Below are 14234 nucleotides of genomic sequence, written 5' to 3' on the forward strand. Positions count from 1 at the left end.
GCGATTCTCCTGCGGCATTGCGTGTTCTTGGCGGGCTGTGGTGTTCAGCACTTCTGAAAACAGTGTAGACGATGCAGGGGAAAGCGGGGTTAGCCAGTAATGACAGCTGGCAGCAGAGGTGTCGGCTGCCAGTTCAGGAGTTGAAATCAGCCAGCGGCAGTTTCCTGATGGGCGGTGTTCAGGCGTTCGATTGAAAACAGTGTAGACGATGCAGGGGAAAGCGGGTTAGCCAGTAATGACAGCTGGCAGCAGAGGTGTCGGCTGCCAGAAGTTCAGGAATAGAAATCAGCCAGCGGCAGTTTCCTGGTGGGCGGTGTACAGGCGTTCGATCATCTGGTCTTCCAGTTCAAAACGCTCTTCCAGCACTTCGCCGACGCGTGACAGTTCAGCAGGCAGTTTGGCCAGTTGTTCGAGATCGCAGAAGCGGTCGTAGTTGTCATTGAAATCGACACACAAGCCGGTCAGTTCATCCAGCCGTGGTACCAGGGTTTCCGCAAATTCAACGCTGCCGTCAGCGTAGTCACGGGCTTCATCCATCAGTCGTTGATAAATTTCAAAGTGGCCAGCAGAGCAATAATCCATCATTACCTGACAGAAGTCCTGCACCAGTTGCGCCAGTGGGATTTCTTCTTCGGACAGTGGCTTGGCAGCTGACAGTGCACAATATTTTACGATCAGACCCTGGCGGTCAGACAACCAGGAATCGACCATGTTATGGACGCCACCCCAGCGTTCCCTGGCGGTGTTTACCTTCTCAAGCATAGTGTTCTCCTGTTATGTCACAGCGGGTATTGGCAGACTGCCGGAGTGACATTCAGCACTCCAAACGGCCCGGAAATCAGGCCTCCAGGCCGTCTGCAGCTTCAATATAGGACGTCTTGAAAGCCCGAGGCAAGCGGCTTTTTGGGCTTTTTCGACTTGAAAATCCGGCGGGTTATGCTTACCAGGAAGACAGCTTGCGGTTGCTGCGACGCCAGGTATATACCAGTGCTGCAAAGCCAACCAGCGCAAACAGAATAAAGATCAACCGCATCCAGCCAGGCATACTGATACCCAGATACATCCAGGAAATATCGGCGCAGTTGCCGTCGCCGGACAGCATGATCTGAATCAGCGCATCGAGCGGCAGGGTTTCCATCAGATATTCGAAGCTGGGACCACAGGCAGGCACATCTTCCGGTGGCAGGCTCTGGATCCAGACGTGGTGGTCGGAGACGAAGGCGCCACCGATCGCAGAGGCGGTGCCAAGACCGAGGAACAGCCGTGAGGGCCAGCGGAATTTGTCGAACAGGAATGCCAGCAGGCAGAAGACTCCGACCAGCAAGACAAAGAAACGCTGCGCCATACAGAGTGGGCAGGGTTCCATAAACTCAACAATTTCAAAGTAGTAGGCGGTGCCCAGCAAGGCAGCGCAGATAAAGAATCCAGCCAGATACAGCCAGCGAAGCGGGGTTGGGCTCATGAAATTTCCCTGATTCTGGTTCCGTGAGATATGAATGGGTTACTGGTTTCGAGTCTATCACAGCCGTTTCACTGCGATGTTACGGCGACTGTACCTGTGTAAGAAAAACTCTTCCGCCAGGACAGCTGGCCTGCGCCTGCTAAGCTTGATAGATCAGCCGTTGAGGCAGTCAGCTTAAGTCAATCGGGAGTCGGTTATGTTCCGCAAGGTCGCAATTTTTCTGGTGATGTTCAGTGCCCTGGCGGGGGCAGCCAGAAGCTGGGGTGAAGAGGGAGGCGCGGCGGCTTCCGGGGTGCAGTACATCTATTTTGAACCTGCCTTTGTGATTAACTTCGGCAGTGAAGGACGGATGCGTTACCTGCGGACGGAAATTGCCTTGCTGGTGGGCTCTGCCGATGCGGCTGCCAAGGTCAGCCAGCACAAGCCGTCGTTGCGTAACGCGTTGGTGTTTATGCTCAGCGCGCAGGAACCGGAAACCGTGAATACATCGCAGGGACGGGAGATGATCCGCAAGCAGGCGCTGGAGGCCGTGCGTCAGACCATGGTGCGGCTGGAAGGCATGGCCTATGTCGATGACTTGTTTTTCAACACTTTTGTGGTGCAGAACTGATCTGCACCACAAATGGCATTTCTAACGCACCAGATATTCGGCCAGATACTGGTCGAATGGCAGGGTGTCACCGGCTTCCAGCGCTGCCTGTTGATCCAGTGAGCGCTGGGCCTTGTCTTTCCAGTGTTTGGCTACATCACCCAACAGCGGTTGTGACAACGTCTTGCGGTGCTGGCGAGCCTGTTCCAGTGTGAACTGGCTGAATTCCATGCCGCTTTCCTGCAGGGTTTTGAGGATACGGGCGGACGGTGTCAGCTCCGGACTGATCAGCTTCAGACGTTGCTGGTTGAGCGAGTCGATATGGAAGCTGTGATGGTTGGCGTTATCCATCAGGCGGGCCAGATCGGTCATGTCGTCGAGTAACTCCAGGCCCCAGGCTTGCAATGTGCTGTCGGCACGACCACAGCCACCACAACGGTTGAGTGTCAGGCCCGGTTCACGGCCGCGCATCACGGTTTTGCTGAGGTTCTTGCGCAGGCAGTTGAACTCGGCCTCTTCAATCGGCGCACTGGACTTCAGCAGACAGTAGACCAGGAACAGATCCATAAAGGTGCTCTGTTCAACGTCGATACCGACCGGCATGTAAGGGTTGAGGTCGGTACAGCGCACTTCAATGTATTCGACACCAAACTGATCCAGCGCCTGCAGTGGTTTCTCACCATTGCGCGCCACCCGCTTGGGACGAACATCGCTGTAGAACTCGTTTTCGATCTGCAGCAGGTTGGTGTTGAGCTGCAGATAGGTGCCGTCGCTGTCCTGTACACCCATTTGTTCGTATTCCGGCACCTTGACCGCGATGGCTTCACCGAGCGTCCGAACATAGTCATCAACGCTGTTGTAACACACTCGTAGATCCGACTGGGCATTGTTCTGGTAACCCAGATCACTCATCCGCAGTGAAGTCGCGTAAGGCGCAAAAAGGGTGTCTTTATGCAGGGCTTGAAGGTCGTGCTGTTTGCCTTCCAGAAAGCTGCGGCTGACCGCGGGTGAGGCACCAAACAGATATAGCAACAGCCAGGAATAGCGACGGAAGTTACGGATCAGACCGAAATAACGACGGGATACAAAACTCTGCATCGATTCGCCCGGCACATCATCAAGCTGCTTCAGCGACTGCCACAGTTCGTCTGGCACCGAGAAGTTGTAATGAATACCGGCGATGCACTGCATGATACGGCCGTATCTGTGCCACAAACCGTGGCGATAAACGTGCTTCAGACGACCAACATTGGAACTGCCGTATTCCGCAATCGGTACGCTCAGCTCACCTTGCAGGGTGCAAGGCATGGAGTTGGGCCAGATCAGCTCGGCTTCCATTTGACTGAAGGCAAACCGGTGAGCGACCTCCAGGCTGGCAATGGCTTCATGAGCACTGCCGTATACCGGGGTGATGAATTCCAGCAGGGCTTCGGAATAGTCGGTGGTAATGCTCGGATGCGTCAGGGTCGAACCCAGACCTTTCGGGTGCGGCTTCTGACTGATCACACCGTCGTTGGAACAGCGCAAGCCTTCCTTTTCGATACCCCGTTGCAAATGGGTCAGAGCCGCGGCGACGTCTGCATTGCCGAGCAAATCCAGCGCCTGCTGATAGGCACCATTCCTGAACGCTTTGGTGGATTCTGTAGTAGCCAAGATCGTCTCTATTCCGGACAAATGTTGGCGGAGTATAAAAGAAACTTGCAGTTGGTAGTACGGCAGTGACTCCGCGGCATGGAAAATCTCTTTTCCAAAGCGCCACACAGGTCTCATCGGGGGATAAAGTCTTGTCGAGACTGGCCGAATTGTGATCACTTACCGGAAATGTCGGCACAGCGACTGGAGACTTGCGGCAATTTCCAACCACTGTGCAGGGATCGCATCATGCAAGCTGACAAGAACATACATTACACGGTTAAAAAGGGCGACTGCCTCTGGGATTTGTCCCAACGCTTCTACCAAGACCCGACCTTGTGGCCGGTGATCTTCAATTACAACAACCAGCCTCGGGTCGTGTGCGAGACAGGCACAGTGATTGTTGATCCGGACCTGATTCTGGTAGGCCAAAAACTCGTGATTCCGGCGGCCAATAAGGCCAAGGCGGTGGATCGCAACAAGATGCTGAAGGTACGGGACGCAATTATCGCCAACCGTCGAGAACATTCTGGTAAAGGCGTTCAGGAAAGCAGACAGATCGATCGTATGCGCTGTACCCAACCAGCTCCACCAAAGGGTGGCGAGCCAATGGCGAGGAAGAAGGCGTCAGTATTGGCAGCTCCAGCTGTAGAAGTCGATTTGGGGAAAATACAATATCCTGACATAAGACGCGGTGGCTTGGTTATCAAAGTGACTATTGATGGTAAGGTTTTGGTGAGAACTACCTTTACCCCAGACTTTCAGGCTGCAATTAGCGACTCTGGAAGTATCAAATTATCAGCAAGTAGAGAAGCAGAAACCGTAGTTGGAAAACTGGTGAACGATACATCTTTTAAAATTGATACGGATAGCAGTGGAAAGCCTAAAGGAATTACTTTGAGTAATGGATTGTCTACACATTTTGTAAATGAAAACACTACGATAAAGGTAGAAACTACCACGGATTTGTGGGGGAATGTAGGAATTAAAGGCAGTGCATCATTCAAAACCCGAAAGGAATTTATTAATAATGTTGCAACTGAAGAAACAATTACAATATCAGTTGAAATAGAAAAAGAAAACTTCAGAAATAGAAACTCACAGAGCCATAATGATGAGAAAGCCCAACTGGAGTCTGAACTTGCTGATCTCGCCAAAGCTGGAACTCTGGTTCTTCAGGCTGGTGCGATTATTGGTGTAGCAATACTGACAGATATCATTATACCTGGGCTTGGGTTTGCTGATGACATCGTCGCAATTGCTACAGCAGCAAGGCTGGTGACCTTGGCCTACAAGCTTGGAAGAGGGCCGGTAGGTCGAATTCTTTACAAAGCATTTATTCAGGCCGAAAAAATCAACATAGCTGTCAGAGAAAATATTTTGAGTGCATTGAAGTGGCTTGGTTTGGGGGTCGGTATAGCGACTCCAGCTATGGCAATGTCAGATGACCAAGTTGATTTGATAAATGATTAGAAATTTATTTATTTTGATGCTGTTTGGATTACTTTTTTTGATTGGTCTTGGGGCTTTTGATAGATATTTTGTAATTTTCAAAGGGTATGGTCTTATTGATGTTATAAAGGTGAACTATTCATCAGAAAAAAGCCCCTGTGATAGCCGATTCAAAGAAAGTATCGAGTTCATTAATAAAGGCTCCTTTTCATCGAATGAAAAGGAGAGTGACATTGATGATTATCGAATGTACCGATTATGTCGAGTGGTCGGAAAGGATCTGGAGTTATTGCCAGATTCTACTGCATCTGTACTAAAGAAAATTGTATTTACCAGAGTGCTTCGATCTGGTGATGTTATTGCCGCGGGAACCTATGATGAATCCGAACAATCCATAACAATCAGTAGTGAAAACGGAGAAGGGGGATTATATAGCGATCTCTTTATCCGGGGAACATTTCATCATGAGTTGAGTTCATTCGTTGTGCACTCAAGTCACTTTGATGTGAAAGTCTGGAGAAACCTGGAGCCCTCTGGGTTTGAATACCCATCTGCGAAAGATTTTTTTTATACATCAGAGTTTATTGCTGGCAACGTCAAATCTGAATCTGCAGAGTTCTATTACCAACAAGGTCTTGTCTCTGGTTATGGCACGACTGGTGTTGAAAACGACTTCAACGAATATGCCAGGCTGGTTTTTACTGAGCCTGAACATATGTCTGAGCTGATAAACCAGTACCCGGAAATCAAAAAGAAGTATTTGTATTTCAAACAGGTCTACCTTGATTTTGATAAGGAATTCCAACCCTTTTTCGACAAGATAGACGCAGGCTAGCCATGTTTTCCAGCAAGCCAACCACACAACAGGTGGTGTGGTACACATTGTTTATCCATCTGGGCGTGATGATTGGCTTTGAGGTGTTGTTTAGCTGGTTGCAGGTGAGCGACGCCTTCACCTGGTCATTTGTTGCCTATTTTGCCTTGTACCTGGTGTTGAGGCGGGGTGTAGCAAGGCATCATCGGGCGGGAATGTCGGCGGCGGCTCATGCCGAGAATTTTGAGCAGGCGATGCAGCACTTTCAGGATAGCTACGACTTTTTCAGTCGACATCTTTGGATCGACAAAGGGCGATATCTGTTTCTGCTTTCCTGTAGTAAGCCCTGCTACCGGGAGCTGGCACTGGTGAATATCGGCAGCTGTTTGGTTCAGATGGGGCGTGGGAAGGAGGCGATTGTTGCCTTCGAACGAGCGTTACAGGAGTTTCCGGACAGCGAGCTGGCGAAACAAACGATGAATACTATTCGGACGTTTTCAGCTGCAATGTAACACAAAGACCTCTGATGCATTAATCAGGGGTCTTTGTTTTCAGACGCCGGTTTCTTTATTTACTTCTTTTTGGCGTTGGCAAAAGCCGCTGCCAGCGCGCCGGCCATGGCACCCTGGCCCTGTGGCTGTTTGTCACCAAACGACGTCTGGTTACGCTGGCTGCCGTTGCCGCCATTACCACGACGGGACTGGCTGCGCTTGTCACCTCCGGCGAGCTTGTCGGCTGCGAGGGCATTGGCATCGTCACTCATGCGCATCGACAGGCCGATACGCTGGCGTGGCACATCGACTTCCATCACCTTGACCTTGACGATATCGCCGGCCTTGACGACATCACGCGGGTCTTTCACAAAGCTGTCGGACAGTGCCGAGATATGCACCAGACCATCCTGATGCACGCCGATGTCGACGAAGGCACCAAAGGCGGCAACGTTGGTGATCACACCTTCCAGCACCATGTTGGGCTTGAGGTCGGAGATCTTTTCCACACCTTCCTGGAATTCGGCGAACTTGAACTCCGGACGCGGATCGCGGCCCGGTTTTTCCAGCTCGGCGAGAATGTCCCGGATGGTGATCACACCGGTTGTCTCGGTCGCAAATTTTTCCGCGTTGACCGCTTTCAGCAGGTTGCGGTCACCGACCAGGCTGGCGATGTCACGGCCGGATTCCGCCGCAATGTTTTTCACTACGGCGTAGGATTCCGGGTGCACCGCAGAGGCATCAAGCGGGTTATTGCCATCCATAATGCGCAGGAAACCAGCCGCCTGTTCGAAGGTTTTGGCGCCCAGACGCGGCACCTGCTTGAGATCATCACGGCTGTTGAAACGGCCGTTGGCATCGCGGAAGGCAACAATATTGTTGGCCAGCGTGCTGTTGAGACCGGAAATGCGGCTCAGCAGTGGTACCGAGGCGGTATTCAGATCGACCCCCACCGAGTTCACACAGTCTTCCACCACAGCATCCAGCGAGCGCGCCAGCTGGCTCTGGTTAACATCGTGCTGGTATTGGCCCACACCAATGGATTTGGGCTCGATTTTCACCAGCTCGGCCAGCGGGTCTTGCAGACGGCGGGCGATGGAAACCGCACCACGAATGGTGACGTCGAGATCCGGGAATTCTTTCGCTGCCAGCTCGGAAGCGGAATACACCGACGCGCCAGCTTCGTTGACCATCACTTTCTGGACTTTCTGGCTGGCATCCAGCTGCGGGTTGATCTTCTTCAGCATGTCGCCAACGAACTTGTCGGTTTCACGCGAACCGGTACCGTTACCAATGGCGATCAGCTGCACACCGTGTTTGGCAATCATGGCCATCAGCACGGCTTCGGATTCTGCAAAACGATTCTGTGGCGGGGTGCAATAAATGGTGTTGTAGTCGACCACCTTGCCGGTGGTGTCGACCACCGCAACTTTCACACCGGTACGCAGACCGGGGTCGAGACCCATGGTGACCTTGGCTCCGGCTGGCGCCGCCAGCAGCAGATCCTTGAGGTTGTCGGCAAACACCTTGATGGCGTCTTCTTCGGCGGTTTCCCGCAGGCTGCCAACCAGTTCGGTTTCCAGATGGGTCAACAACTTGATGCGCCAGGTCCACTTCACCACTTCGGCCAGCCAGCGGTCAGCGCCACGGCCCTGATTGCTGATCTGGAAATGCTCAGCGATGGTGGCTTCACAGGGGCTGCCGGCGAGCTTGTCTTCCAGCTCGGCCTGGGTCAGCAGCGAGAAGGACAGTACGCCTTCGTTACGGCCTCGCAGAATCGCCAGCGCGCGGTGGCTGGGGACGTTTTTGAGCGCTTCGTCGTGCTCAAAATAGTCGGCAAACTTGCTGCCGTCGTTTTCCTTGCCGGGCACGACTCGGACTGACAGGGTCGCTTCCTGTTTGAGGAATTGACGCAGCTTGGCCAGCAGGTTGGCATCTTCGGCAAAACGTTCCATCAGGATGTACTTGGCGCCATCGAGCGCTGCCTTGGTGTCGCTGACTTCTTTTTCTGCGTTGATGAAGGCAGCGGCTTCGGTTTCCGGATTCAGATCCGGATTTTCCAGCAGCCGATCGGCCAATGGCTCCAGGCCCGCTTCAATAGCGATCTGGCCCTTGGTACGACGCTTCTTCTTGTACGGCAAATAGAGGTCTTCAAGACGGGTTTTGGTGTCGGCAGTGAGAATGTCACGCTTCAGCTCGGCGGTTAGTTTGCCTTGCTCATCAATGCTCTTGAGAATGGTGTCGCGACGGTCTTCCATTTCGCGTAGATAACGCAGCCGCTCATCCAGGGTACGCAGCTGGGTATCGTCGAGTGAGCCGGTCACTTCCTTACGGTAGCGGGAAATAAAGGGAACCGTGGCCCCTTCATCCAGCAGCGCAACCGCAGCGGCTACCTGTTGGGGGCGAATGTTCAGTTCTTCGGCCAGACGTTGGCCTATCGATTCAAGCAGCATAGAAAGGGAATCCGTCTTCAGTAACTTCTGGGTGACTCGGTGTCGGCAGCTGGGCCTGACGATAACTGCGTCCGAGTATAACGGTTAATGAAAGCCTGTGACGTGATATCGTACGTAGGAGTTAGTTTTTGCCTGATTATTTTGTCTTGCAGTGGAAAATCTGTGTCAAAATCTGCAGCTGTGTCTTCGCAGGGATAGATGTATGAGTCATTCGTTACCAACACTAGGAAATATTGTGTTAGCTATCTTGGCTTTTTTGCCTGGGCTAGCAATTATTAGCCCAATGATTTGGGATATGTATTATGTTCCTGAGTATCGATATGTGATGATATTTATTCAATCGGTACTTGCAGTTATTGCTTTATTATATCTCTCCGCTTTTCAACCGGAACTTATTTCGTTGAAAATTCGGAATATGATTGGAATTGGAGTGTTTTTAGTTGTTGTTGGCGGACTTGTTTCGGTTATTACATCGGACTTCCCATTTCGAGCTCTATTCAGACAGGCAGAGGTATTCATAAGTATAATTAATGTATGGCTGCTTTCCCGTTGTCTGAAATCAGATGATCGATTGCTGAATGGACTTTCTATTTTGGTATTGCTGGCATTTATAATTACCATGCTAGATGAGTTGTCATTGTGGTTAATGTTGGAGGCTCCAAACGATAATGATTGGGTACAAGGGTGGCGGAATTATCTGCATGTTCGACATGTCGGTGATATGGCAAGTGTTGGATTGGTGTTAGGGAGCTATCTTTTAGCGAGACCTGGCTGGCGTTGGCGTATATCAGGAGCTGTTGGCGTTTTTATTTCTACTGTCGCTCTTTTGTTTAGTTCCGGTCGGGCATCAGTCATTGCTTCCACTATGGCGGTAATAGTTCTTTTCTGGATGTGCAGAAAATTGCCGGGTTATGCGGTTCGACTGTCAGTACCTATTGCCACGGCTGTTTTGACTGTTATTGCAATGGCTCCTGAGTTCCGTACGCCCGGCACCCCTCATTGGCCTGGTATTTGGAGAATGTTTATGGCTTTTGGTCAGACAACTGGAGAGGGAGAGTTTGTTAATAGTAGTGGTCGAAACGTTATGTGGAAGGCTGTTTGGGATAGATCACTCAACAGTCCATGGGTTGGCTATGGTGCTGATACTTATGTTTATCAAGACCCATTCCTATATGGACAAACACCTCATAATACTCTTCTGCAATTTGTAATGGATTGGGGGTGGCCAGTTGGTTTGGTTGCTTTTTATTTATTGTTATGGATCTCATTTAAAGCATTAGTTATTATTTTTAACGAAAGTCAGAAATATGATCTGACTGCAGCAGGATTCTGGGCAGTAGGTTATGGCGTTTTTATGCTACACGGTCTGGTTGCGACGACTTTCTATGAACCATTAGATATGGTGATGGTAACGGTTATGATGGCTGTTATATGTGCAAATTATTCCCATTTATTGAATGATCATCTAGTCATTAAAATGCCTTTTAGATGGATTTTGGCAGTTTTTTTATCATCAGTTTTGTTTGTGAATTTTCAAGCAGGAAATGCTCTTTATATCAACGAAAAAATGAGAAGGGGTCAGGGAATATCAAAAAGCGATGTTTTATGGTTAATGGATAATCATTACTCTTTATCAGGATTTTGGTGGTGGAGTGGAAATCCAGAAAATTTGGAAAAAGTTGACTTGGACTATCTGGAAACTCAGATATGGTTATCCCGCTATGTTGAATACTATAGCTATCTTGCTGATGTCAGAGTTGCTTTGTATTGGAAAGAACAGGGGCAAGAATCTTTGTTTAAGACATGGCTGGATAAAGCATGGCAAGACAAGCCGATATTGGACATCCATCTCAGTACACGACGGCTCTGTAATGAGGCTGGGATTATGGAAGATGACGACAGGTGTCGTGCTGAACTGGATGCGATAGAGGATAAAATTATTCTGGGCCGATGGTTTCGCCAGCATCCAGTGCATTTTGCCGATTAATTGTCATAGCGGTAAAACGGACCTGGATATCCTTTCCAGGCCCTGACTGGCTTATTTAGTGTTGATTTCGCGGCTGTAGCTCAGGCGTTTGGCGGCATCAAGCGTCAGCAACTGCATAAAGGCCTTGACCTCGGTATCGGAACCGGTCGGTGCTCCGGAGCCGTTGCCACCACCAAAGACGTTGGTGGGGACCGCGCGGCGGGCGAAGGCATCCGCCCAGGTTTTCTGGATGTCGATTTCGGCCTGGAGCTTCTGGGCAAGGGCGTTATCCGCTTTCAGAATCACTTCTTTCTGGTAAGCCTCAGCGTCTGCCAGGGTGCGCTGGGTTTCGGCTTCGATGCGGGCTTTTTCCAGTTCGATCTGGGCCGTTTCCTTGGCGATTTCTGCCTGCTCCCTGAGTTTCTGGGCATTGGTCAGAGCTAGCTGTTTTTCGGTCTCGGCTTCGGTGGTGCGCTGAATTTGTTCAACCTTGGCCTGGGCCTGGCGCTCGGCGACTTCGCGTTCGCCCTTGGCGATGGCCAGCAGCCGCTGCTCCTCTTCCTGAATCCGTTGTTCACGGGCAATCGCGCGGTCTGCGGAGGCCTTTTGTTTCAGCTGCATACGTTCAACAAACTTGCTGTTGGGGCGCATGTCGGTGACGCGGGCATCCAGCACGGCGATGCCAAAATTGGTGAATTTCTGCACCTTGCGCAGCGGTTGGCCGTCGTCGTTACGGACCTTGTTCACTTCGAAGGTGACCTTGGTCTCGTCACCATAGTCCTCCTGATGCTCGCCCAGTGCAGCGTTGGCGGTGGACTTGACCTTACGCCCGGTTGGCTTCATGACTTCTTCCCGGCGGACGATATAAATGCCACTGTTCATCTGGTTCTCAAACTCGGTGTTGAATTCGGAACGGCTGCCAGAGTAATACTCTTCGGCGCTCATCAATGAGGCGGTAGCCTGCAGGGTTTCCTTGAACGCTGGCATCAGTGCAGTGCGCAGCAGGTTGGTGGGAGAGCGGTATTCGTGGGTCAGGCGCAGGAAGTTTTCTTCGTCTTCGGGGATTGAAAAACGTACGGTTGCTTCGGCATCAGCATCGACCTGATCGAGAAACATGATGTTCAGTGGTGGCAGTGTGGCACTGGCATCGGTGCGATCACTTTCAGCATCCAGAGTTTCGGAACGACCAGCTAACGCCTGTACAGTCATGGAGCGTTTCCAGGCGTTGTAGCGACCAAATAGATAGACGTTGTAACCGACGTCGGATACCACCTTTTCCTCACCGGTAATGGTGCGAACGTGATAGATGTAGCCGGGTTCAGCGTAGAAAAAAATCTGATTAAAAGCGCCCAACATAAAGGACAGTACCGCAGCACCAATTAATACAGGCGTTAGTTGAGCGGGAATGTGGTAGCCGATGCTGTCTAGACGTTCATTAATTTCTGCGCCGTTTTTCCCCTGGCTTTCCAGCTCACTGCGTATACGCTCCAGCTTCATTTTCTGTGACGAACGGATAACGCCCAGTCCAATGATTGCCACAATACAGATGATACCGGCAAATATTCCCCAGAAGGCCATGATTTTCTCCCTGCATGGTCGTTAGTTATTGGTATTTTGGAGGCGGGATCATACGCAGGGGATCAAGTCAGCGGTGTGACTCAGAACAGATTTGCTGGTTCCAGATACAAAAAAACCGCCGGTCCTTGCGGACGGCGGTTTTTTCTCGGGTCACAACAGCAGTGGCGAATTAGCCGAGCTGTGGACCAGCAGCCAGAATGGCGTCAGAGACATCGTACTTCTTGAAGTTTTCGATGAACTGGGAGGCCAGTTGTTGTGCTGCGGTGTCGTACTTGTCCTGATCTGCCCAGGCCGCACGTGGGTTCAGCAGTTTGCTGTCAACGCCTTCCAAGGTAGTTGGAACCTGCAGACCAAATACCGGAACAGTTTCGGTTTCAACGCCACGCAGTTTGCCGGTCTGGATCGCAGCGATCACAGCGCGGGTAACCGGAATGCTGAAACGTTCACCGCCTGCACCGTTTGGACCACCGGTCCAGCCAGTGTTGACCAGGTAAACCTGAGAGTCGAATTCTTTCACACGCTTGATCAGCAGTTCGGCGTATTCGCCTGCTGGACGTGGGAAGAATGGCGCACCAAAACAGGTAGAGAAGGTCGACTTCAGACCTTTCACGCCGCCCATTTCAGTCGAGCCAACCAGTGCGGTGTAGCCAGACAGGAAGTGGTAGGCAGCCTGTTCCTGGGTCAGGATGGACACTGGTGGCAGTACGCCGGTCATGTCACAGGTCAGGAAGATAACGGCTTTGGGTTCGCCAGCCATGTTGGCTTCAACGCGCTTCTCAACGTGCGTCAGCGGGTAGGCACAACGACCGTTTTCGGTCAGGCTGGTATCGGTGTAATCGGCTTTGCGAGTGGCTTCGTCGATCACCACGTTTTCAACGATGGCGCCGAACTTGATCGCGTCCCAGATGATCGGTTCGTTCTTCTGTGACAGGTCGATGGTTTTGGCGTAGCAGCCACCTTCGATGTTGAATACGGTGCCTTTGCCCCAGCCGTGCTCGTCATCACCAATCAGGTAACGTTCAGGGTCAGCAGACAGGGTGGTTTTACCGGTACCGGACAGGCCGAAGAACAGACATACATCACCGTCTTCGCCAACGTTGGCGGAGCAGTGCATTGGCAGTACGTCTTTTTCTGGCAGCAGGAAGTTCTGCACGCCGAACATGGCTTTCTTCATCTCACCGGCGTAACGCATACCAGCGATCAGTACCTTGCGCTGGGCAAAGTTAACAATAACGCAGCCTTCAGAGTTGGTGCCGTCGCGTTCAGGCACACATTCGAAACCAGCCACGTTCAGAATTTGCCATTCTTCCTTGTCAGACGGGTTGTAGCTTTCTGGCAGGATGAACAGGTTGCGACCAAACAGGTTCTGCCAGGCAGTCTGGGTGGTCATTTTGACTGGCAGGTAGTGCTGCGGGTCAGAGCCAACATGTACATGGGATACAAAGCTGTCATGCTGGGACAGATACTCTTCTACGCGGTCCCACAGGGCATCAAACTTGTCGGCATCGAACGGGCGGTTGATGTTGTTCCAGTCGATGGCGTCTTTGCTGCTTGGCTCTTCAACGATGAACTTGTCCATCGGTGAGCGGCCAGTACGTACGCCGGTTTTTACTACCAGAGCGCCGTTGTCTTGCAGTTGGCCTTCGCCACGAGCGATAGCTTGTTCTACCAGGAAAGGCGTAGATAAATCCGTGTATACAGTGGTCATATCGATACCCAGGAGGGTCCTCGCAGTTGCGGTGGCCTTTTGAGCCATTACCAGTCGTTTCTTCTTCTACCCGTATGCTTGCGGGCAGT

11 protein-coding genes are annotated in these 14234 nt (G+C 51.5%); 5 read left to right on the plus strand and 6 right to left on the minus strand.

Annotated features, from left to right (window positions below; genetic code table 11):
- Positions 1–285 precede the first annotated feature (285 nt).
- Together rsd and K6123_RS01590 are read right to left on the minus strand one after the other, a co-directional pair.
- Positions 286–762 carry a sigma D regulator gene (gene rsd, locus K6123_RS01585; RefSeq protein WP_221793451.1) on the minus strand — a complete coding sequence of 159 codons (477 nt, stop codon included), beginning with the start codon at positions 760–762 and terminating at the stop codon, positions 286–288.
- A 178-nt stretch (positions 763–940) separates the two neighbouring features.
- Entirely contained in the window at positions 941–1462 is a 522-nt protein-coding gene (locus K6123_RS01590) for a disulfide bond formation protein B (protein ID WP_221793452.1), read from the minus strand.
- Positions 1463–1658: 196 nt separating this feature from the next.
- On the opposite strand from K6123_RS01590, the gene K6123_RS01595 reads away from it, so the two are divergent.
- Complete coding sequence (locus tag K6123_RS01595; protein WP_221793453.1) at positions 1659–2072, plus strand: flagellar basal body-associated FliL family protein; 414 nt, start codon at positions 1659–1661, stop codon at positions 2070–2072.
- A gap of 21 nt (positions 2073–2093) precedes the next feature.
- Here the strand turns inward: K6123_RS01595 and gshA are convergent, their stop codons facing one another.
- Positions 2094–3704: a glutamate--cysteine ligase gene (gshA, locus tag K6123_RS01600; protein ID WP_246624556.1), complete on the minus strand. Its 1611-nt coding sequence runs from the start codon at positions 3702–3704 to the stop codon at positions 2094–2096.
- 228 nt (positions 3705–3932) lie between these two features.
- Here gshA and K6123_RS01605 point away from each other — a divergent pair, with 228 nt between their 5' ends.
- Genes K6123_RS01605 through K6123_RS01615 form a run of 3 tightly spaced genes read left to right on the plus strand, consistent with a single transcriptional unit; the run spans position 3933 to position 6461 of the window.
- Positions 3933–5156 carry a LysM peptidoglycan-binding domain-containing protein gene (locus K6123_RS01605; protein WP_221793455.1) on the plus strand — a complete coding sequence of 408 codons (1224 nt, stop codon included), beginning with the start codon at positions 3933–3935 and terminating at the stop codon, positions 5154–5156.
- The gene (locus K6123_RS01610) at positions 5149–5970 is read left to right on the plus strand and encodes a hypothetical protein (RefSeq protein WP_221793456.1); all 822 of its coding nucleotides are present in this window, start codon (positions 5149–5151) and stop codon (positions 5968–5970) included. The genes K6123_RS01605 and K6123_RS01610 overlap by 8 nt, the downstream gene beginning before the upstream one ends.
- A gap of 2 nt (positions 5971–5972) precedes the next feature.
- Positions 5973–6461, plus strand: a complete 489-nt coding sequence (locus K6123_RS01615) for a tetratricopeptide repeat protein (protein ID WP_221793457.1) — start codon at positions 5973–5975, stop codon at positions 6459–6461.
- A gap of 59 nt (positions 6462–6520) precedes the next feature.
- On the opposite strand, the gene K6123_RS01620 is transcribed toward K6123_RS01615, so the two are convergent.
- Positions 6521–8893 carry a Tex family protein gene (locus K6123_RS01620; RefSeq protein WP_221793458.1) on the minus strand — a complete coding sequence of 791 codons (2373 nt, stop codon included), beginning with the start codon at positions 8891–8893 and terminating at the stop codon, positions 6521–6523.
- Positions 8894–9095: 202 nt separating this feature from the next.
- Here K6123_RS01620 and K6123_RS01625 point away from each other — a divergent pair, with 202 nt between their 5' ends.
- A complete protein-coding gene (locus K6123_RS01625; RefSeq protein WP_221793459.1) occupies positions 9096–10880 on the plus strand; it encodes an O-antigen ligase family protein in 1785 nt (594 codons plus the stop codon).
- 51 nt (positions 10881–10931) lie between these two features.
- Here the strand turns inward: K6123_RS01625 and K6123_RS01630 are convergent, their stop codons facing one another.
- A complete protein-coding gene (locus K6123_RS01630; protein WP_246624557.1) occupies positions 10932–12437 on the minus strand; it encodes an SPFH domain-containing protein in 1506 nt (501 codons plus the stop codon).
- Between the two features lie 169 nt (positions 12438–12606).
- Positions 12607–14193: a phosphoenolpyruvate carboxykinase gene (locus K6123_RS01635; RefSeq protein WP_221793460.1), complete on the minus strand. Its 1587-nt coding sequence runs from the start codon at positions 14191–14193 to the stop codon at positions 12607–12609.
- Between the last annotated feature and the right edge of the window lie 41 nt (positions 14194–14234).

Source organism: Oceanobacter mangrovi (assembly GCF_019740315.1).
GTDB lineage: Bacteria > Pseudomonadota > Gammaproteobacteria > Pseudomonadales > Oceanobacteraceae > Oceanobacter > Oceanobacter mangrovi.